This window comes from Streptomyces marokkonensis, from assembly GCF_008312835.1.
GTDB lineage: Bacteria > Actinomycetota > Actinomycetes > Streptomycetales > Streptomycetaceae > Streptomyces > Streptomyces marokkonensis_A.
Genome location: NZ_VSKS01000032.1, coordinates 1 through 18696 on the forward strand (window position 1 = coordinate 1; position 18696 = coordinate 18696).

The 18696-nt window shown below is 71.8% G+C and carries 18 protein-coding genes and 1 riboswitch; of the genes, 8 read left to right on the plus strand and 10 right to left on the minus strand.

What is annotated here, in order from left to right:
* Positions 1–178: 178 nt before the first annotated feature.
* Positions 179–1978 (minus strand): S8 family peptidase, encoded by a 1800-nt coding sequence (locus F1615_RS33885; RefSeq protein WP_244328951.1) that lies wholly within the window; start codon positions 1976–1978, stop codon positions 179–181.
* A gap of 344 nt (positions 1979–2322) precedes the next feature.
* Here F1615_RS33885 and F1615_RS33890 point away from each other — a divergent pair, with 344 nt between their 5' ends.
* Together F1615_RS33890 and F1615_RS33895 are read left to right on the plus strand one after the other, a co-directional pair.
* Positions 2323–2985, plus strand: coding sequence for an HD domain-containing protein (locus F1615_RS33890; protein ID WP_149552881.1), 663 nt, complete (start codon positions 2323–2325; stop codon positions 2983–2985).
* Between the two features lie 34 nt (positions 2986–3019).
* Positions 3020–4081, plus strand: a complete 1062-nt coding sequence (locus F1615_RS33895; RefSeq protein WP_149552938.1) for a GNAT family N-acetyltransferase — start codon at positions 3020–3022, stop codon at positions 4079–4081.
* On the opposite strand, the gene F1615_RS33900 is transcribed toward F1615_RS33895, so the two are convergent.
* Entirely contained in the window at positions 4063–4341 is a 279-nt protein-coding gene (locus F1615_RS33900) for a DUF4031 domain-containing protein (RefSeq protein WP_149552882.1), read from the minus strand. The two genes, F1615_RS33895 and F1615_RS33900, sit on opposite strands and share 19 nt — an antisense overlap.
* The gene (locus F1615_RS33905; protein WP_149552883.1) at positions 4338–4733 is read right to left on the minus strand and encodes a hypothetical protein; all 396 of its coding nucleotides are present in this window, start codon (positions 4731–4733) and stop codon (positions 4338–4340) included. Before F1615_RS33905 ends, F1615_RS33900 begins: the two co-directional genes overlap by 4 nt.
* A 57-nt stretch (positions 4734–4790) precedes the next feature.
* Here F1615_RS33905 and F1615_RS33910 point away from each other — a divergent pair, with 57 nt between their 5' ends.
* The 3 genes from F1615_RS33910 (at position 4791) to F1615_RS33920 (ending at position 7409) form a co-directional block, all read left to right on the plus strand.
* Positions 4791–5723, plus strand: coding sequence for a MurR/RpiR family transcriptional regulator (locus F1615_RS33910; protein WP_149552884.1), 933 nt, complete (start codon positions 4791–4793; stop codon positions 5721–5723).
* A gap of 127 nt (positions 5724–5850) precedes the next feature.
* Complete coding sequence (gene murQ / locus F1615_RS33915) at positions 5851–6786, plus strand: N-acetylmuramic acid 6-phosphate etherase (RefSeq protein ID WP_149552885.1); 936 nt, start codon at positions 5851–5853, stop codon at positions 6784–6786.
* Between the two features lie 53 nt (positions 6787–6839).
* A complete protein-coding gene (locus tag F1615_RS33920) occupies positions 6840–7409 on the plus strand; it encodes a hypothetical protein (protein WP_149552886.1) in 570 nt (189 codons plus the stop codon).
* 122 nt (positions 7410–7531) lie between these two features.
* On the opposite strand, the gene F1615_RS33925 is transcribed toward F1615_RS33920, so the two are convergent.
* From F1615_RS33925 to thrC, 5 genes are all read right to left on the minus strand, one after another.
* Positions 7532–8662 carry an NADH:flavin oxidoreductase gene (locus F1615_RS33925; protein WP_149552887.1) on the minus strand — a complete coding sequence of 377 codons (1131 nt, stop codon included), beginning with the start codon at positions 8660–8662 and terminating at the stop codon, positions 7532–7534.
* 243 nt (positions 8663–8905) lie between these two features.
* Positions 8906–10528 (minus strand): chaperonin GroEL, encoded by a 1623-nt coding sequence (groL, locus tag F1615_RS33930; RefSeq protein WP_149552888.1) that lies wholly within the window; start codon positions 10526–10528, stop codon positions 8906–8908.
* A 382-nt stretch (positions 10529–10910) separates the two neighbouring features.
* Positions 10911–11114: a cold-shock protein gene (locus F1615_RS33935; protein WP_004929928.1), complete on the minus strand. Its 204-nt coding sequence runs from the start codon at positions 11112–11114 to the stop codon at positions 10911–10913.
* A gap of 430 nt (positions 11115–11544) precedes the next feature.
* The gene (locus F1615_RS33940) at positions 11545–11820 is read right to left on the minus strand and encodes a MoaD/ThiS family protein (protein WP_149552889.1); all 276 of its coding nucleotides are present in this window, start codon (positions 11818–11820) and stop codon (positions 11545–11547) included.
* Between the two features lie 81 nt (positions 11821–11901).
* Entirely contained in the window at positions 11902–13197 is a 1296-nt protein-coding gene (gene thrC, locus F1615_RS33945) for a threonine synthase (protein ID WP_149552890.1), read from the minus strand.
* An 18-nt stretch (positions 13198–13215) separates the two neighbouring features.
* Positions 13216–13363, minus strand: a riboswitch (SAM riboswitch).
* 138 nt (positions 13364–13501) lie between these two features.
* On the opposite strand from thrC, the gene F1615_RS33950 reads away from it, so the two are divergent.
* The 3 genes from F1615_RS33950 to otsB all read left to right on the plus strand — a co-directional run bounded on the left by F1615_RS33950 (position 13502) and on the right by otsB (position 16905).
* The gene (locus F1615_RS33950; RefSeq protein WP_149552891.1) at positions 13502–14473 is read left to right on the plus strand and encodes a glucosyl-3-phosphoglycerate synthase; all 972 of its coding nucleotides are present in this window, start codon (positions 13502–13504) and stop codon (positions 14471–14473) included.
* 111 nt (positions 14474–14584) lie between these two features.
* A complete protein-coding gene (locus F1615_RS33955; RefSeq protein WP_149552892.1) occupies positions 14585–15988 on the plus strand; it encodes an alpha,alpha-trehalose-phosphate synthase (UDP-forming) in 1404 nt (467 codons plus the stop codon).
* 56 nt (positions 15989–16044) lie between these two features.
* Positions 16045–16905, plus strand: coding sequence for a trehalose-phosphatase (gene otsB / locus F1615_RS33960; RefSeq protein ID WP_149552893.1), 861 nt, complete (start codon positions 16045–16047; stop codon positions 16903–16905).
* 214 nt (positions 16906–17119) lie between these two features.
* Here the strand turns inward: otsB and F1615_RS33965 are convergent, their stop codons facing one another.
* Entirely contained in the window at positions 17120–17380 is a 261-nt protein-coding gene (locus F1615_RS33965) for a DUF3263 domain-containing protein (protein ID WP_149552894.1), read from the minus strand.
* A gap of 10 nt (positions 17381–17390) precedes the next feature.
* Complete coding sequence (locus tag F1615_RS33970) at positions 17391–18605, minus strand: extracellular solute-binding protein (protein WP_425385676.1); 1215 nt, start codon at positions 18603–18605, stop codon at positions 17391–17393.
* Positions 18606–18696 lie beyond the last annotated feature (91 nt).

Sequence of the window (18696 nt, forward strand, 5' to 3'; positions counted from 1 at the left end):
CCCTCCTCCGCCTCGCCCGCCACCGCATCAGCGTCCTCTTCGCCATGCTCCGCGACGGAACCTTCTACGAGCCGAGGAGCCGTCGGCTCGCTTGACGAAGGACATAGAGGCACCCCCCCGGCACCGGCAAGCCCTTCCTTGTCACCTCGAGCCGGACGCGTCGGACGCGTCGGACGCGTCAGAAGGTCAGACTCCAGGAGTCGATGTAGCCGGTGTCACCCGAGTAGACGTCGGTCACCCGCAGCTGCCAGGTACCGGACGCCGGGACGGACGAGGCGTCGACCGTGTACGTCGCGAGGACGTTGTCGGCGCTGTCGGAGGCACTGGTGTCCTTCAGCGTCCGGATGCTGCCGCCCGGGGCGACGAGCTGGACCCTCAGGTCACCGCGGTAGGTGTGCTTGATGTCCACCGAGACCTTGAGGTCGGAGGGCGCGTAGCCGCTGACACCGCTCACGTTGATGTTCGAGTAGACGTAGCGGCCGTCGGCGTCCGGGATCGACCAGTTCTCGGAGTTGGTGAAGACCTGCTCGGTGGGGTCCGGGTCCGGGGTGGTGCCGCCGCCCATCGCGGCGAGGGTGCGGGCGGCGTCCGCGAGTCCGTAGCCGCAGCCGCCGCTGCAGGTGCCGGGCAGGGTGCGGGCGTTGTTCTTGATGAGGGACTCGACGCGGCTCGGCGTGACGGCCGGGTCCTTCTCGTACATCAGCGCGGCGAGGCCGGCGATGTGCGGCGTGGCCATGCTGGTGCCCTGGTACGCCTCGTAGTTCTCGGTACCGGGCGTGGTGGAGCTGCTGTTCAGCGTGGACAGGATGCCGTTGGCGGAGCTGTAGGCCGTCTCGCCGCCGGGGGCGGTGATGTCGATGCTCGAGCCGTAGTTGCTGTAGCTCGCGCGGTTGCCCTCGCGGTCGCTCGCGGCGACGTTGACCACGTTGCCGCAGTTCGCCGGGGTGAAGCCGGCGGCGTTGGTGTTGGAGTTGCCGGCGGCGACGACGACGGTGGTGCCGCGGCCCACGGCGCCGTTGACGGCGTTCTGGGTGATGGTCTGGCAGGAACCGGAGCCGCCGAGGCTGAGGTTGATGACGTCGGCCGGGGAGGGGTTGGCGGGCACGCCGGGGACGGAGCCGCCGGACGCCCACACGATGGCGTCGGCGATGTCCGCGGTGCTGCCGCCGCACTTGCCGAGGACGCGGACGGGCTGGACCTTCGCGTTGTACGCGACGCCGGCGACGCCCTTGCCGTTGTTCGCGACGGCGGCCACGGTGCCCGCGACGTGCGTGCCGTGCCAGGAGGAGTCGCTCGCCCGGGAGCCGGAGTAGCACTCGTTCTCGGCGCTCCAGTCGCCCTCGTCGCGGGGGTTGCCGTCCCGGCCGCCGCCGTCGCGGGCGGCCGTGGCGTCGGAGATGAAGTCGTAGCCCGGGACGATGTTGGCGCCCAGGTCGGAGTGGGTGACGTAACCGGTGTCGATGACGGCGACGGTGACGCCCCGTCCGGTGGCGCCGCCGTCCCAGGCGTTCTGGACGTTCATGCCCGCGGTGGCCTCGAAGAGGTCCCACTGGCGGTTGTAGTACGTGTCGTTGGGCGCGGCGGTCGCGTACATGCGGGTGTCGCGGTCGACGTAGGCGACGTCCGGGTCGGCCTCGAAGGTGTCGATGACGTCCTGGAGGGAGCCCCCCTTCAGCTCGTCGCCGAGGTCCACGAGCGCGGCGCCGGTGCCCAGCCGGCGTTCGAAGGAGAGGGCCTCGCCGGCCTTCCTGCCCTTGGCCTCGGCGTCCTCCCTGGCCTCGGTGTCGGACTTCGCCTCGGCGGCCTTCGTCTCGTACCCGACGATGAGGCGCTCGACGGGCGCCTCGGAGGCGGCCTTCGGCCGGTCCCGGTCGGGCTGGGCGCCCGGCGTCGCGGCGGCGGCCGTGACTCCTGAGCCCAGGAGCGCGGCCGAGGTCACCGCCAGGAGGGATATGCGCAGGCGTCTGGAACCGTTCAAGGTGGGGTTGCCTTTCACGAGCCGGCACCGGACGTACGGCACCGGCAAAATGGTTCTGCTCATGACAATGTGGCGTGCTCACCCGTGCGCGGCGGCCCCGGCGGGGCAGTTGGGGAGGGGCGGCCGGGTGGGGGGACACGGGCAAGCACGACCCGTTCGACCGAGCGCGATCACAACGAAGTCCGCTGCGATGGTTGAACGTTCGGTGAACCGGTGGCCTGGAACCTACGGGCACCCTCTCCGGCCCACTATCCGGAGCCTGTTACCTACGGATACGCAATTAACTCCCGCGCCGTCCCGGCGGGCGGCGCCGCCCCCGCGCCGTGCCGGAGGACAATGGGCACATGGCCGACACCGAAGCCCTGCGTGCCCGTTTCGTCCGTGCCCTGGAAGGAGCCCGCGGACCCGGGCGCGGCCCCGATCCGCTGCCGTACGCCGACGCCCTGCTCGGCCGCTGGCGGGAACCGCAGCGGCACTACCACACGCTCACCCACCTCACCGCCGTCCTCGGCCACGTCGACGAGCTGGCGGAACACGCGGGCGACCCGGACGTCGTACGGCTCGCCGCCTGGTTCCACGACGCCGTGTACCTGCCGGACCGCTCCGAGAACGAGGAGCGCTCCGCCCGCCTCGCCGAACGGGCCCTGACCGAGGCCGGGGTGCCGGAGGAGAAGACCGCCGAAGTGGCCCGGCTGGTGCGGCTCACCGTCACGCACGATCCGGCCGACGACGACCCCGACGGGCAGGTGCTGTGCGACGCCGACCTCGCGATCCTCGCCGCGTCGCCGTCGTCGTACGCCGCCTACACCGCCGCCGTCCGCGAGGAGTACCACTTCGTGCCGAACGACGCCTTCCGCGAGGGCCGTGCCGAGGTGCTGCGGCACCTCCTCGCCCTGACCCGCCTGTTCCGCACGCCGTACGGCCGGGAGCACTGGGAGGCCACCGCCCGCTACAACATGCGCGGCGAGCTGGAAATGCTGTCGACCCCGGCGGTTCCGCCCGCCTAGCCTGCCCCGCATGCGTGCTGTGGGAGCGGAACAGGTGGAGGAAGCCGTCGCGCACTGCGTGGCGACGCTGGGGGCGGTCGCCGACCGGGACTGGGCGGGGGTGAGGGCCGGGCGGCTGGAGTGGAGCTGCCGGGAGACGGCGGAGCACATCGCGAGCGATCTCATCGCCTACGCGGGGCAGATCGCCGGGCGGGCGCAGGACGCGTACGTGCCCTTCGACATCAGCCTCGAGGGCAGCGAGGACGGCCTGGACCCCGCCGACAACGCCGGCGTCCTCCAAGTGATCACCACGACCGGCGCCCTGCTCGCCGCCGCCGTCCGCACCACCCCCCGCCCGGTCCGCGCCTTCCACCCTTACCCCTTCCGGCACGCGAACCGCGAGGGCTTCGCCGCGATGGGCGTGGCCGAAGTGCTGCTGCACACGCACGACGTCGCCGAAGGGCTGGGCATCGGCTACGCACCACCCGCCGAGCTCGCCTCCTTCGTCCTGACCCGGATCTTCCCCCAGGTCCGGCCCGGGCCCACGCCGTGGGAGACCCTGCTCTGGGCCACCGGGCGCGGCGACCTGCCGGGCCGGGAGCCCGTCACCACGTGGCGCTGGAGCAACAACCCGGTGCTCCGCTCGGAGCGGCTCACCCTGGAGGGCGTCACCCCGGCCACCGCCGCCGACCTGTCCCTGGCCGGTGACGGCGGCTACACGTGGGTCGGCGGCGCCCCCGCGGACGGTACCCGCGTGGGTGCCGGGCACGCGGTGAAGCGGTACGAGGAAGGCGTGTTCCACCCCGAGTGGGGCATGTACGTGCTGGTCCGGCGGGACGACGACCTCGCGGTGGGCGCGATGGGCTTCCACGGCGTCCCGGACGGGGACGGCCGCGTGGAGATCGGCTACGACCTCGTCGAGGGCGCCCGCGGCCACGGCTACGCCACCGAGGCGCTGCGCACGCTGTCGCGCCGGGCGCTGGAGCAGGACGGCGTACGGACCGTGGTCGCCGTCGTCGACCACGAGAACGTGCCCTCGCAGAAGGTCGTCACCCGGGCCGGCTTCACCCGGGTCTCCGAGGACGTGGGGCAGATCTCCTACGAACTGCGCGGCTGACCCGCGCCCTTGCGGCGCCGCAGCCCCGCCGCGTGCAGCAGCCGCACCACCTCGCGGCTGCTGACCTCGACCGCCCCGGCGCGCACCGCGTCGGCGTACCGGTGCCGGGGGATGTCGTAGTGGTCGCGTTCGAAGGCGCGGCGGGGCACGCCCAGGCGGTCGGCGAAGGCGTGCAGTTCGGCGTAGGAGAGGTCGCTGACGAGGTGGGACCAGAGCCGGCCGTGGCCCGGCCAGGTGGGCGGGTCGATGTACACGGTCACGAGGGCGCCGCTCCGGCCAGGCCGCCCACCGCCGCGACCTTCACGCCCGCCTTGTGGCACACCCAGTGCGGGTCGGGGCCGAGTTCCGGCTCCACTTCCAGCGCGTGCGGGTCGCCGGTGGGGCACACCGGGCACAGCGGCCAGCGCCCGTACCGCTCCAGCAGGGCGTCCTGGACGTCCTGGGCGACCAGGCCGGGGAGGAAACCGGCGCCGTCCGGCCACTGTTCGACCCACCAGCGCCGGTGCGACACGGAGTCCTCGACCATGGACACCACGTCCGCCTCGGCGACCTCGCGCGCGACCAGGTCGGCCAGCACGAGGGCACGCGCCGCGTGCAACGCCTGTTCCAGGGGGCCGAGCGGGTGGGCGCCGGGTTCGCCGTGGGGGTCCATGCCCCCTATTGTGCGCACTCTTGACCACGGCGCCGAGACGAAAATATCTTTCATACCGTGACCAATGACGTGAAGGAAATTTTCGCCGGCGGCGGCGCCACGCCCGCGCCGCCCGCGCCCGCCGCCCTCGCGGCCAAGGTGCGCACGCTGGCTCCCTCGATGACCCGTTCCATGCAGCGGGTCGCCGAGGCCGTCGCCGACGACCCGGCCGGCTGCGCGGCCCTCACGGTCACCGGACTCGCCGAGCTCACCGGCACCAGCGAGGCCACCGTCGTCCGCACCGCCCGACTGCTCGGCTACCCCGGCTACCGCGACCTGCGCCTGGCGCTGGCCGGCCTCGCCGCCCAGCAGCAGTCCGGGCGCGCGCCCGCCATCACGACGGACATCGCGGTGGACGACCCCATGGCCGACGTCGTGGCCAAGCTCGCCTACGACGAGCAGCAGACCCTCGCCGACACCGCGGCCGGTCTCGACACCGTGCAGCTCGCCGCCGCCGTGAGCGCCCTGGCCGGCGCCCGCCGCACCGATGTGTACGGCGTCGGCGCGTCGGGTCTGGTCGCCCAGGATCTCACCCAGAAGCTGCTGCGCATAGGCCTCCTGGCGCACGCCCACAGCGACCCGCACCTCGCCGTCACCAACGCCGTGCAGCTGCGCTCGGGCGACGTGGCGATCGCCATCACCCACTCCGGGTCGACCGGGGACGTCATAGAACCGCTCCGGGTGGCCTTCGAGCACGGGGCGACCACGGTGGCGGTCACCGGCCGCCCGGACAGCCCCGTCACGCAGTACGCCGACCACGTCCTGACCACGTCCACGGCCCGCGAGAGCGAGCTGCGGCCGGCCGCGATGTCCTCCCGGACGGGGCAGCTGCTCGTGGTGGACTGTCTGTTCGTGGGGGTCGCCCAGCGGACGTACGAGGCGGCGGCGCCCGCGCTGGCCGCGTCGTACGAGGCGTTGGCGCACCGGCACCGGGCTCGCAAAGGACCGTAGAGGGCGACCATCGTGATGGTCCGCGGGTGGTCCGTGGTCGATCAGCGCCCACGCGGCGGCAGCCGCACGCCGAGTACAGTCCCGCGCCCCTGAGTGTGCCGCCCGACCCGAGACTGGAAAGTCACCCATGCCTTCTGCTTCCCACCACAGTGAGCTCCGCGCCCAGTTGGAGACGCTGACCACCGAGGCGTTCCGGCCGGAGCTGGCGGACGTCGACCGGCTGCCGACGCTCGAGATCGCGCGGTTGATGAACAGCGAGGACGCCACGGTGGCCCGTGCCGTGGCCGAGCGGTTGCCGGTGATCGCCGCCACGGTCGACGCCGTCGCCGACCGGATGGCCCGCGGCGGCCGGCTGGTCTACGCGGGCGCGGGCACCGCCGGACGGCTGGGCGTACTGGACGCCTCCGAGTGCCCGCCGACCTTCAACACCGACCCCGCTCAGGTCGTCGGCCTCATCGCGGGCGGCCCCGACGCCATGGTCACCTCGGTCGAGGGCGCCGAGGACTCCCGGGAGCTGGCCGAGGCCGACCTCGCCGCGCTGGGGCTGACCGCCGACGACACGGTGGTCGGCGTCTCCGCCTCCGGCCGCACCCCCTACGCCATCGGCGCCGTCGCGTACGCCCGCACGCGCGGCGCCCTCACCGTGGGCCTGGCCTGCAACCGGGGCAGCGCGCTGGCGGCGGCGGCCGAGCACGGCATCGAGGTCGTGGTGGGCCCGGAGTTCCTCACCGGCTCCACCCGTCTGAAGGCCGGTACGGCCCAGAAGCTCGTCCTGAACATGCTGTCGACGATCACGATGATCCGGCTGGGCAAGACGTACGGGAACCTGATGGTCGACGTCCGCGCCTCCAACGAGAAGCTGCGCGCCCGTTCCCGCCGCATCGTCGCCCAGGTGACGGGAGCGGACGACGACGCCGTCGAGCGGGCCCTGGCCGCCACGGACGGCGAGGTCAAGAACGCGATCCTGGTGCTGCTGGCCGGTGTGGACGGCGCCACGGCCGCCCGTCTGCTCGCCGAGTCCGACGGCCGCCTGCGGGCCGCACTGGCGGCGGCCGCGGGCTGACCCGGGGGGACTGCTGGGATACTGGAGGCCGTCCCCCACCCGGAGAAGCCACCATGAACCACGCGCAGCTCACCGCACTGGGCCGGGCCCTGCGCGTCCTGGGTGAGCACGGCGAGGCACTGTCCGCCGACACCCCGGACGCCAGGCTGCACGAAGTGAAGGACGACCTGCGGCGGGCCCTGGACCTGCTGGAGGAGAGCGTCACCACGGCCGTGCCCAGCACGCGCTGCGCCGAGCACCCCACGGGACCGGTCGACGAGAGCGCCCCGGACCTGTGCCTGCTGTGCGAGACCCGGCGCCGCGCCGCCCGCCGCGCCGAGTTCAACGGCCCCGCCCCGCACGCCCCGCCCGCCGAGCCCGCGCCGTCCCGGTACGGGGTGCGCGGCGACCGGCCGCAGCCGCAGCAGCGCTGGCTGCCGGAGCTGTGGAACGGCCAGGCGTGGCAGCTGTGCGGGACCCCGCGCCGGGACCGGCGCGAGGCCGAGCTGTACATCGCGGCGCAGCGGCGCGGGCCCCGGCCCGCCATGGCGTACCGGATCGTGCACGAGTTCACCGACTACGAGGTGCTGCGCGTGTGGGGGACGCCGGTGCGGGTCGACATCGAGCCGCTGGGGAACCTGTGACGGCCCAGGCCATGGCGATTGATTGACTTGAGCAAATGAAAACCGTGTGACGGGCGGGTGACGGGCCCGGCGGCGCGCCGCCCCCGCGACCGGGGAGCGCCGCACCGCCGGGACCGGTCGGCTCAGCTCAGCGTCCGCAGGGACGCCGCGTCGTACGGCGCCAGTTCGTCGAAGCGCCCGGCGAGCACCTTGGCCGCCCAGTTTGGGTCCTGGAGCAGCGCGCGGCCCACGGCGACGAGGTCGAACTCGTCCCGCTCCATCCGGTCGAGCAGGTTGTCGATGCTGCCGAGCTCGGCGCCCTCCCCCTGGAAGGCCTTGAGGAACTCGCCGTCGAGACCGACGGAGCCGACGGTGACGGCGGGCAGGCCGGTCAGCTTCTTCGTCCAGCCGGCCAGGTTGAGGTCGGAGTCCTCGAACTCCGGCAGCCAGTAGCGGCGCGTGGACGCGTGGAAGGCGTCGACACCGGCCGCGGCGAGCGGGGCGAGGATCGCCTCCAGCTCCTGGGGCGTCTCGGCGAGCCGGGCGTCGTAGGCGTCCTGCTTCCACTGCGAGTAGCGGAAGATCACCGGGAACCCGGGCGACACGGCCGCACGCACCGCGGCCACGATCTCGGCGGCGAACGCCGCACGGGCCACCGGGTCGCCGCCGTAGGCGTCGGTGCGGCGGTTGGTGCCGGACCACAGGAACTGGTCGATGAGGTAGCCGTGCGCGCCGTGCAGCTCCACGCCGTCGAAGCCGATCCGCTCGGCGTCGGCGGCCGCCCGGGCGAACGCGGCGACGACGGCGTCGATGTCGGCCTGCGTCATCGCCTTGCCCTTGCCCTCGGTGCCGTCCGTGCGCACCCCGGACGGGCCGACCGCCGGAGCCTCGGGGTACGGCGCCTGCCCCTGCTCACGGACCATGCCGATGTGCCAGAGCTGCGGCACGATGGCGCCGCCGGCCGCGTGCACGGCCTCGGCGACCCGCGCCCAGCCCGCGAGCTGCTCCTCCCCGTGGAACCGCGGCACCCGGTCGCTCATCCCGGCCGACTCGTGCCCCACGTACGTCCCCTCGGTGACGATCAGCCCGACACCGGCGGCGGCGCGACGCGAGTAGTACGACACCACGTCGTCGCCCGGAACACCGCCCGGCGAGAACATCCGGGTCATCGGCGCCATGACGATGCGGTTGGGGACGGTCAGGCCGTTGATCGTGGCGGGCCGGGAGAGAATCCCGGCGGCCCGGGCGGCGGTGTCCGAAGCGGTGACGGTCACGTGGGGGGCTCCTCAGGTGGGTACCGGACGGTATGTGCGCATGCATTGAACGCGCTTCGACGTCAACCGGGGCGTACGCGGAGGCATTCCGCCGCCCCGGAACACCCACCCGTGATCCCGGTCACACACACGTCCGTCAGGACGACCCGATCACTCCCGGACACGCCCGAGGGCGGCACCCCCTGTCGGAACAGGGGATGCCGCCCTCGGTCACGCGACGGACGGATCCGATCCTCGAAGGGATCAGAAGTCCATGTCACCGCCCGGCATGCCGCCGCCGGCCGGGGCCGCGGCCTTCTCCGGCTTGTCGGCGATGACGGCCTCGGTGGTGAGGAACAGCGCGGCGATGGAGGCGGCGTTCTGCAGCGCGGAACGGGTCACCTTCGCCGGGTCGATGATGCCTTCCTTGACCAGGTCGACGTACTCGCCGGTCGCGGCGTTCAGGCCGTGGCCCGGGGTCAGGTTGCGCACCTTCTCCACCACGACACCGCCCTCGAGGCCGGCGTTCACGGCGATCTGCTTCAGCGGGGCCTCGAGCGCGATGCGCACGGCGTTGGCGCCGGTCGCCTCGTCGCCCTGGAGCTCCAGCTTCTCGAAGACCTGGGAGGCCTGCAGCAGGGCCACGCCACCACCGGCGACGATGCCCTCCTCGACGGCCGCCTTGGCGTTGCGCACGGCGTCCTCGATGCGGTGCTTGCGCTCCTTGAGCTCCACCTCGGTGGCGGCACCGGCCTTGATGACCGCGACACCGCCGGCGAGCTTCGCCAGGCGCTCCTGCAGCTTCTCGCGGTCGTAGTCCGAGTCGCTGTTCTCGATCTCGGCGCGGATCTGGTTGACCCGGCCCTGGACCTGGTCGGCCGAGCCCGCACCGTCGACGATGGTGGTCTCGTCCTTGGTGATGACGACCTTGCGGGCCTTGCCCAGCAGGTCGACCGTGGCGTTCTCCAGCTTGAGGCCGACCTCCTCGGAGATGACCTCGCCGCCCGTGAGGATGGCGATGTCGCCGAGCATGGCCTTGCGGCGGTCACCGAAGCCCGGAGCCTTGACGGCGACGGACTTGAAGGTGCCGCGGATCTTGTTGACGACCAGGGTCGACAGGGCCTCGCCCTCGACGTCCTCGGCGATGATCAGCAGCGGCTTGCCCGACTGCATGACCTTCTCCAGGAGCGGGAGCAGGTCCTTGACGTTGGAGATCTTGGAGTTCGCGATCAGGATGTACGGCTCGTCGAGGACGGCCTCCATGCGCTCCATGTCGGTGGCGAAGTACGCCGAGATGTAGCCCTTGTCGAAGCGCATACCCTCGGTGAGCTCCAGCTCCAGACCGAAGGTCTGGGACTCCTCGACGGTGATGACGCCTTCCTTGCCGACCTTGTCCATGGCCTCGGCGATGAGCTCGCCGATCTGGGTGTCGGCGGCGGAGATGGAGGCCGTGGAGGCGATCTGCTCCTTGGTCTCGACATCCTTCGCCTGCTCGAGCAGGGCACCGGAGACGGCCTCGACGGCCTTCTCGATACCGCGCTTCAGAGCCATCGGGTTGGCACCGGCGGCGACGTTGCGCAGGCCCTCCTTGACCAGGGCCTGGGCGAGAACGGTCGCGGTGGTCGTACCGTCACCGGCGACGTCGTCCGTCTTCTTGGCGACTTCCTTGACCAGCTCGGCGCCGATCTTCTCGTACGGGTCCTCGAGCTCGATCTCCTTGGCGATGGACACACCATCGTTGGTGATCGTGGGGGCGCCCCACTTCTTCTCGAGGACGACGTTGCGGCCCTTGGGGCCGAGCGTCACCTTGACGGCGTCCGCGAGCTGGTTCATGCCGCGCTCGAGGCCGCGCCGCGCCTCCTCGTCGAACGCGATGATCTTGGCCATGTGAAGTGGTCCCTCCAGGACTGGGGGTGATTCCTTCGGACCGCGCCCGCGCCCGCGACGGACGGCTCGCCGGCCTCGTGGTTCCTTGCCCCACACGGCCCGCGGGCCTCACCGACCCGGTCCTTCGTTGTCACTCTCACCTTCAGAGTGCTAACGCCAATGATTAGCACTCGACCCACCCGAGTGCAAGGCGCGCCCGCGAAGCGGGCTCATTGAGGGGTGGCGGTCGGGTGACGGGTGGGCGCAAGCGCCCATCGGGGGACACGGGGCGCTCAGCCGCACGCGAACACCGGCGCGCACCGGTCCGGGCAGGGCGAAGGGCCCGCACCCCGGGGGATGCGGGCCCTTCGTCGGCAGAAGATGCTTGCGGCTGGTAGCGCGTTCAGGCGCTGAGACGAACCATGTCGGCCTGTGGGCCCTTCTGACCCTGCGAGATCTCGAACTCGACCCGCTGGCCTTCTTCGAGGGTGCGGTAGCCGTCCATCTGGATCGCGCTGTAGTGGACGAAAACATCCGCACCACCGTCGACCGCGATGAAGCCGTACCCCTTCTCCGCGTTGAACCACTTGACGGTGCCCTGAGCCATGCCTAACTCCCCTATTACTGGCCCTTGCACAGATCCACACTTCGCGGATCCGGGTCAGACCTCACCCCCCAACGGTTGGGGGCGTGCGCCGGAACGCGTCGACCGCGGCTGAATGTATCTGTCCAACTGCCGTCTGCAACAGGTCAATCGGACGAGAAATCTGGACGACACCGGTCCGGAATGTGGCGAGAATTCACCCGATTCCAGGGCAAGTCGGGCCGGACAATGGTCACAAATGCCGCGAAACGTGCCCACACTTTGGCTACATCCAGTCGGGCGTACGGCAGGAATTCAGGGTGCTCGATCAGTGGATCAGGAGCGCGTTCCCCAACTCTACCGCGCTCAATCCCATGGAATTGCCCCCTCCGGTTCTCTCACGGAAGGGGCAAAGTCCTAAACACTCGGTCACCATCATTACCGAAGGTAATGATCAGCCTCCGGCGACCGCCGGGATGATCGACACGCCGGCCCCGTCCGGGGTGGCCGTCTCGAGCCCCTGCTCGAACCGCACGTCGTCGTCATTGACGTAGACGTTCACGAACCGCCGCAGCCTGCCCTGATCGTCGAGCACGCGGGCGGCGATCCCGGTGTGGTTCTTCTCCAGGTCCGAGATGACCTCGGAAAGGGTGGCGCCCTCGGCGCTCACCTCGGCCTGCCCACCGGTGTAGGTACGCAGGATGGTGGGGATACGAACAGTCACGCTCACGACAAAACCTCCGGAAGGGACAGCACCCTGGGGGCGCGGGGAACTGCGCGACCAGCCACAACGGACCCGCAGACGAACGACTCAGACAAGCCCGGCTTCACGGAACGACTCAAGGCTCGGACGGATCGTCGCGCTCAACCCCGTGCCGGCGACCGCGTCCAACGTCTTCAGACCGTCACCCGTGTTGAGCACCACCGTGGTCAGAGACGGATCGAGCGCCCCGCTCTCAAGAAGCTTCTTCGTCACGCCGACCGTGACACCCCCCGCGGTCTCCGCGAAGATCCCCTCGGTGCGCGCCAGCAGCTTGATCGCGTCGACGATCTGCCCGTCGGTCACGTCCTCCACGGCCCCGCCCGTGCGGCGCGCGATGTCCAGGACGTACGGCCCGTCCGCCGGGTTCCCGATCGCCAGCGACTTGGCGATCGTGTCCGGCTTCTGCGGACGCACGACGTCGTGCCCGGCCTTGTAGGCGGTGGACACCGGCGAGCACCCCTCCGCCTGGGCGCCGAAGATCCGGTACGGCTTGTCCTCGACCAGCCCGAGCCCGATCAGCTCCCGCAGGCCCTTGTCGATCTTCGTGAGCTGGGAGCCGGAGGCGATCGGGATCACGAGCTGGTCCGGGAGCCGCCAGCCGAGCTGCTCGCAGATCTCGTACGCGAGGGTCTTCGAGCCCTCGGCGTAGTACGGCCGCAGGTTGACGTTGACGAAGCCCCAGCCCTCGCCGGCCGGGTCGCCGATCAGCTCGGAGCAGAAGCGGTTCACGTCGTCGTAGTTGCCCTCGATGCCGACGAGCTCGCCGCCGTAGACGGCGGCCATGACGACCTTGCCCTGCTCCAGGTCGTGCGGGATGAACACGCAGGAGCGGAAGCCCGCCCGGGCGGCGGCGGCACCGACCGCCCCGGCGAGGTTGCCGGTCGAGGAGCAGGACAGGGTGGTGAAGCCGAAGGCGCGGGCGGCCTCGAGGGCCTGGGCGACGACGCGGTCCTTGAAGGAGTGCGTCGGGTTGCCGGAGTCGTCCTTGATGTACAGACCGCCGGTGACGCCCAGCTCGCGCGCCAGGTTGTCGGCCTGGACGAGCTTGGTCCAGCCGGGGTTCAGGTTCGGCTTGGTCGCCACGTCCGCCGGGACGGGCAGCAGGGGCGCGTAGCGCCAGATGTTCGCGGGTCCCGCCTCGATCCGCTTGCGCAGCTCCTCGGTGTCGTGGGCCGAGAAGTCGTAGGCGATCTCCAGCGGGCCGAAACACTCCTCGCAGGCGAAGACGGGGCCGAGGGGCACGCGGTGACCGCATTCGCGGCAGGAGAGCGCGGCGGCGGGGCCGAGATCGACGGCGTTCGCGATGGCGGAATCGGTGGTGCTTGCAACAGTCTGCACAGCCATGTGAGGCGAGGCCCTTTCTCCTCATCTTCCTCACGACGCATCTCGCCGTGAGACGGATTTGGCACCTTCCCTAGCCGGGAGCCTCGCCACGTCTGCGTGACAAGAACCGACTGGAGGGTTGCCGGGGCTTCATCGGGCCGTGTCCCTCTGCCCCTCTGGATGAGCGGTGTTCAGTTGTCCGCGCGACGACCCCGGCATGCGATGGTCATCGGCGTTGTTCAAGACTGTAACCGAAGGCCTGGATGGTTGAGACAGTCCGTCCGAACCGCGAGATGGATCACAGGCCAGTGAGGAGCCGGGGACCGTGCTGGAAGAAGTCGAGCGCTGGCTGGCCGACCGCTCCTGGTCCGTGGCCGACCGCCCGCTCCACCGGATCCTGGCGGCGAAACGGGCCACCGGGCAGACGGTGAGCGTGGTGCTGCCCGCGCTGAACGAGGAGGCGACGGTCGGCGAGATCGTCTCGGCCGTCCGGCGCGATCTGGTGCTCGGGGTCCCGCTGGTCGACGAGGTCGTGGTGGTCGACTCGGGCTCGACGGACCGCACGGCCGAGGAGGCGGCGGCAGCGGGCGCCAGGGTGGTGCACCGGGACGCGATCCTGCCCCGCATACCGGCGGTGCCCGGCAAGGGCGAGGTGCTGTGGCGGTCGCTGCTGGTCACCCGGGGCGACATCGTGTGCTTCGTCGACGCGGACCTCAGGGAGTTCTCCTCCGACTTCGTCTCCGGCATCGTCGGCCCGCTGCTGACCGAGCCCGACGTGCACCTGGTCAAGGCCATGTACGACCGCCCCCTGACGGTGTCCGGCGGACCCGCCTCCGGCACGGCGGCGGCCGGTCAGGGCGGCCGGGTCACGGAGCTGATGGCCCGCCCGCTGCTGAACATGCACTGGCCCCGGCTGGCCGGCTTCGTCCAGCCGCTGGGCGGCGAGTACGCGGCCCGCCGGAGCCTGCTCGAACAGCTCCCGTTCCCGGTCGGCTACGGCGTCGAGCTGGGCATGCTGGTCGACGCCCTGCATCTGGTGGGCCTGGACGCGCTGGCCCAGGTCGACGTCGGTGTGCGCAGGCACCGGCACCAGGACGGCCAGGCCCTCGGGCGGATGGCCGCCGCGATCTACCGCACCGCCCAGCTCCGCCTGGCCCGCGGCCACATGATCCGGCCGTCCCTGACCCAGTTCGAGCGCTCGGGCGACGCCTTCGAACCCCGCACGTACTCCGTCGACACGGAGGAACGGCCGCCGATGACGGAGATCGCGGAGTACCAGGCGCGCAGGGTGGCCTGAGCCCTCGGCCGCGGGGAGGCGTCCGTTCCGTCGGAGGCGTGTGACCAAATCGCCATGGAGGGGACGCGGGGGCACGTTTGAGGTTCCGGGGGCCGGGCTAGGTTGAGGCGTATGGCTTCAAGCTTCGGTGCTGCTCAGGTGCTGGTCGCCTCCAACCGGGGGCCGGTCTCGTACGAGGTGGGAGAGGACGGCTCGCTGCGGGCCAGGCGGGGCGGTGGCGGACTGGTGTCCGGGCTGTCGGCCATCGGTCCCGAGGCGGGGGCGCTGTGGGTGTGCTCGGCACTGTCCGACGGCGACCGCGAGGCGGTGCGGCGCGGGGCCGGCGAGGACGGCGTGCGGATGCTGGACATCCCTGCGGACGTGCACGCGGACGCGTACAACGGGATCGCCAACTCGGTGTTGTGGTTCGTGCACCACATGCTTTACCAGACACCCCTCGAGCCGGTCTTCGACGCGGAGTTCCGCCGTCAGTGGGCGTCGTACGAGACCTACAACCGCGCGTTCGCCGAGGCGCTGGCCGAGGAGGCGGCGCAGGGTGCGGCGGTGCTCGTCCAGGACTACCACCTGACCCTCGTCCCCGGGATGCTCCGCGAGCTCCGCCCCGACCTGCGCATCGGGCACTTCTCGCACACGCCGTGGGCGCCGCCGGAGTACTTCGCGATGCTGCCCGGCGACATCGCCGCCCAGGTGCTGCGCGGCATGCTCGGCGCCGACCGGCTCGGCTTCCTCACCCGGCGCTGGGCGGACGCGTTCACCGCGTGCTGCGAGCGCTTCGCGGGCGGGCTCGGCGACACGGCGGTGGGCGTGCACGGGCTGGGGGCCGACGCGGACTTCCTGCGCGCCCGGTCCCACGAGGCGGACGTCGAGGAGCGGATCGTCGCGCTGCGCGCGGAGATCGGTGAGGGCCGCCGGACGATCGTCCGGGTCGACCGCACCGAACTGTCCAAGAACATCGTGCGCGGCCTGCTGGCGTACCGGCAGCTCCTGGACGACCACCCCGAGTGGCGCGAACGCGTCGTGCACGTCGCGTTCGCCTACCCCTCCCGGCAGGACCTCGCCGTGTACCGCGACTACACCGCCGAGGTGCAGCGGGTCGCGGAGGAGATCAACGAGCGGTACGGGACGCCGGGCTGGCGGCCGGTCGTCCTCCACGTCAAGGACGACTTCGCGCGCTCGCTCGCCGCGTACCGGCTGGCGGACGTGGCGCTGGTCAACCCCATCCGCGACGGCATGAACCTGGTCGCCAAGGAGGTCCCGGTCGTCTCCGACGGCGCCTGCGCGCTGGTGCTGTCCCGGGAGGCGGGCGCCCACGAGGAGCTGGGCGAGGACGCGATCACGGTCAACCCGTACGACGTCGTCGAGACCTCCCGCGCCCTGCACGAGGCCCTGACGATGAGCGGCGACGAGCGCGCCGACCGCACCAAACGCCTGGCGGCGGCGGCCACCGCCCTCCCCCCGGCACGCTGGTTCCTGGACCAGCTGGACGCGCTGCGGGAGGGACCGGTGTCCCGCTGACCGGTATGGCCGGTCGGGCAGGCGTGCGACGGGGCGACCGTGGATAGGTTGGGCGTATGGGCAGCCACACGGATTCCACGGACCCGAACGCCATGCCGACACCCGCCACGCAGGCCGGACGGGAAGGGCTGGAGGCGCTTCTCTCCCGCCCGGAGAAGGCGCTGATCGGGCTCGACTTCGACGGGACGCTCGCGCCGATCGTGGCCGATCCCGAACAGGCCCGCGCGCACCCCGACGCGGTGCCCGCGCTCGCCGCGCTCGCCCCGAAGGTGGCCGCGGTCGCGGTCGTCACGGGCCGCCCGGCGGGTGTCGCGGTCCGGCACGGGGGCTTCGCGGGCGTTCCCGGCCTGGAGCACCTCGTCGTTCTCGGCCACTACGGCGCCGAGCGCTGGGACGCCGTCACCGGTACGGTCGCCGCGCCCGCCCCGCACCCCGGTGTCGCCGCCGCCCGCGCGGAACTGCCGGGGCTGCTCGACCGGGTCGGCGCGTGGCAGGGCACCTGGATCGAGGAGAAGGGGCGGGCGGTGGCCGTCCACACCCGCCGTGCCTCCGATCCCCAGGCGGCGTTCGAGGCCCTGCGCGAGCCGCTCGCCGACCTCGCCACCCGGCACGGCCTCGTGGTCGAGCCCGGCCGCATGGTCCTGGAGCTGCGCCCGCCCGGCATGGACAAGGGCGTCGCCCTGACGGAGTACGCCCGTGAGATCGGCGCGGAGTGCGTTCTCTACGCCGGCGACGACCTGGGTGACCTCGCCGCCTACACGGCCGTCGACAAGCTCCGCTCGGCCGGCACACCCGGCCTGCTGGTCTGCAGCGGCAGCGAAGAGGTCACGGAGCTGCGGGAACGCGCGGACGTGGTGACGGAGGGCCCGTCCGGCGTCGTGCGGCTACTGCGGGGGCTGGCGGAGCGGATGCCCTGAGGCGGTTCCCCTTCCCGTCCCTGGGGGCTGCGCCCCCAGACCCCCCTTTCGGCCCTGGACGGGCCTCGTCCTCAAACGCCGGAGGGGCTGAAAGTCAGCCCCTCCGGCGTTTGAGGAGCGGGGTCTGGGGCGGAGCCCCAGGTCGGGACGGGAAGGGGCGGCGGGGGCGGAACAACCTTCCGGGATCCAGGTCAGGGTGCCGACCCGACCCGCCTCAGCGTTCCGCGCGGCGGGTCTCGCGGAGGCGGCGCAGACGGTTGACCGTCACGGGGTCGTGGGCCAGGGCCCGGGGATCGTCCAGGAGGGCGTTGAGGAGCTGGTAGTACCGCACCGGAGCCAGCCCCAGCTCCTCACGGATCGCCCGCTCCTTCACGCCGGGCCCGGCGAACCCGCGACGCTCCAGCGCGAGGATGTCCTGCTCGCGTCGCCCCAGCCCGCCGCCGCCGTCCGCGTGATTCTCGTTCCCCTGGTCCATGCCGCGCACGCTACTCCGCGCTCTCCGCGCGCGTGGCCGTCGCCTGGAGTGCGCCCAGGACGCCCGCGGGGCTGCCGCCCGGGGCGACCGCCTTGCCGATCTGCTTCTTGATCGCCGCGTTGACCGCCGCCCAGGACGTGTTGCCGACCGGGTAGAGCTCCGAGGTCGGCAGCTGGTCGAGGAACGGCTCGAGGTCCTTGTCCCGCTCGGACGCGGCCATCGTGCGGGACGCGGAGCCGGTGACCGGCAGCAGGTTGTACTCGCGGGAGAAGTCGAGCACGTTCTCCTCGCTGTAGACGAAGTCGAGGAAGTCGCCGACCTCGTCGCGGTGGCCGTTCTCGTTGAAGGCCATCATCCAGTCGGCGACCCCGAGCGTGGCGGAGCTCGCGCCGTCGGCCCCGGGCGTCGGCACCATGCCGAACTCCACGCCCTTCTTCCCCGCCATCTCCATCAGCGAGGGATGCCCGTTGAGCATGCCGACGTCACCGGCGGCGAACGCCTCGAACGCCTTGGCCCGGTCCAGCTTGCCGGGGGCGACGGGACCGGTGAGGCCCTTGCCGACCAGTTCGTCCCGCAGCCAGCTGAAGGTCTCGACGTTCTCCGTGGAGTCGATGCCGTACGTGCCCGCCAGGTCGGTGTAGCCGCCGTCGCCGCTGAGCAGCCACTGCATGGTCTCGGCCTGCGCCTCCTCCGGGCCGAGCGGCAGCGCGTACGGGTAGGTCACTCCCCGGGCCTCGAGCGCCTCGGCGTTCTCGGCGAGTTCGTCCCAGGTCTTCGGCGGGGTGAGGCCGGCCTCGGCGAACAGGTCCTTGTTGTAGAACAGCACGCGTGTGGAGGCGGCGAACGGCATGCCGTACTGCACGCTGTTGACCTCCCCCGCGGCGGAGAGCTGCGAGAGGAAGTCCGCCTGGACGGGGATGGAGAGCAGGTCGCCGACCCGGTAGAGCCGGCCCTCGGCCGCGTAGTCGGCGTACGCGCCGATCTGCGCCATGTCCGGCGGGTCGCCGGCGTCGACCATCTCCTTGACCTCGCGGTCGACGTCGTTCCAGGAGTGCACGCTGACGTCGATCGTCACGCCGGGGTGGTCGGACTCGTACCGCTCGACCAGGTCGGCCCAGTACTTCTCGGAGCTGTTGGCCGCGCCGGTGCCGTAGTCGGCGGCGACGAGGGTCAGCGTCACGTCCGACGAGCCGCCGCCGGCTCCGCATCCGCCGAGGACACCCATCAGCCCCAGCGCGGACACCGCCGCGATCGTCCTTGTCCTGACCCGCCGCTGCACTGCCTCGCCCCTACCCCGGCGCCCCGCGCCATCCGAA

Excerpts from the sequence above, each read along its gene's own strand:
- F1615_RS33905 (WP_149552883.1), bottom strand. The coding sequence starts at position 4,733 with ATGGACCCCCACGGCGAACCCGGCGCCCACCCGCTCGGCCCCCTGGAA.
- F1615_RS33970 (WP_425385676.1), bottom strand. The coding sequence starts at position 18,605 with ATGGGTGTCCTCGGCGGATGCGGAGCCGGCGGCGGCTCGTCGGACGTG.
- F1615_RS33935 (WP_004929928.1), bottom strand. The coding sequence starts at position 11,114 with ATGGCTCAGGGCACCGTCAAGTGGTTCAACGCGGAGAAGGGGTACGGC.
- murQ (WP_149552885.1), top strand. The coding sequence starts at position 5,851 with ATGCCTTCTGCTTCCCACCACAGTGAGCTCCGCGCCCAGTTGGAGACG.
- F1615_RS33955 (WP_149552892.1), top strand. The coding sequence starts at position 14,585 with ATGGCTTCAAGCTTCGGTGCTGCTCAGGTGCTGGTCGCCTCCAACCGG.
- F1615_RS33890 (WP_149552881.1), top strand. The coding sequence starts at position 2,323 with ATGGCCGACACCGAAGCCCTGCGTGCCCGTTTCGTCCGTGCCCTGGAA.
- groL (WP_149552888.1), bottom strand. The coding sequence starts at position 10,528 with ATGGCCAAGATCATCGCGTTCGACGAGGAGGCGCGGCGCGGCCTCGAG.
- otsB (WP_149552893.1), top strand. The coding sequence starts at position 16,045 with ATGGGCAGCCACACGGATTCCACGGACCCGAACGCCATGCCGACACCC.
- F1615_RS33965 (WP_149552894.1), bottom strand. The coding sequence starts at position 17,380 with ATGGACCAGGGGAACGAGAATCACGCGGACGGCGGCGGCGGGCTGGGG.
- thrC (WP_149552890.1), bottom strand. The coding sequence starts at position 13,197 with ATGGCTGTGCAGACTGTTGCAAGCACCACCGATTCCGCCATCGCGAAC.
- F1615_RS33920 (WP_149552886.1), top strand. The coding sequence starts at position 6,840 with ATGAACCACGCGCAGCTCACCGCACTGGGCCGGGCCCTGCGCGTCCTG.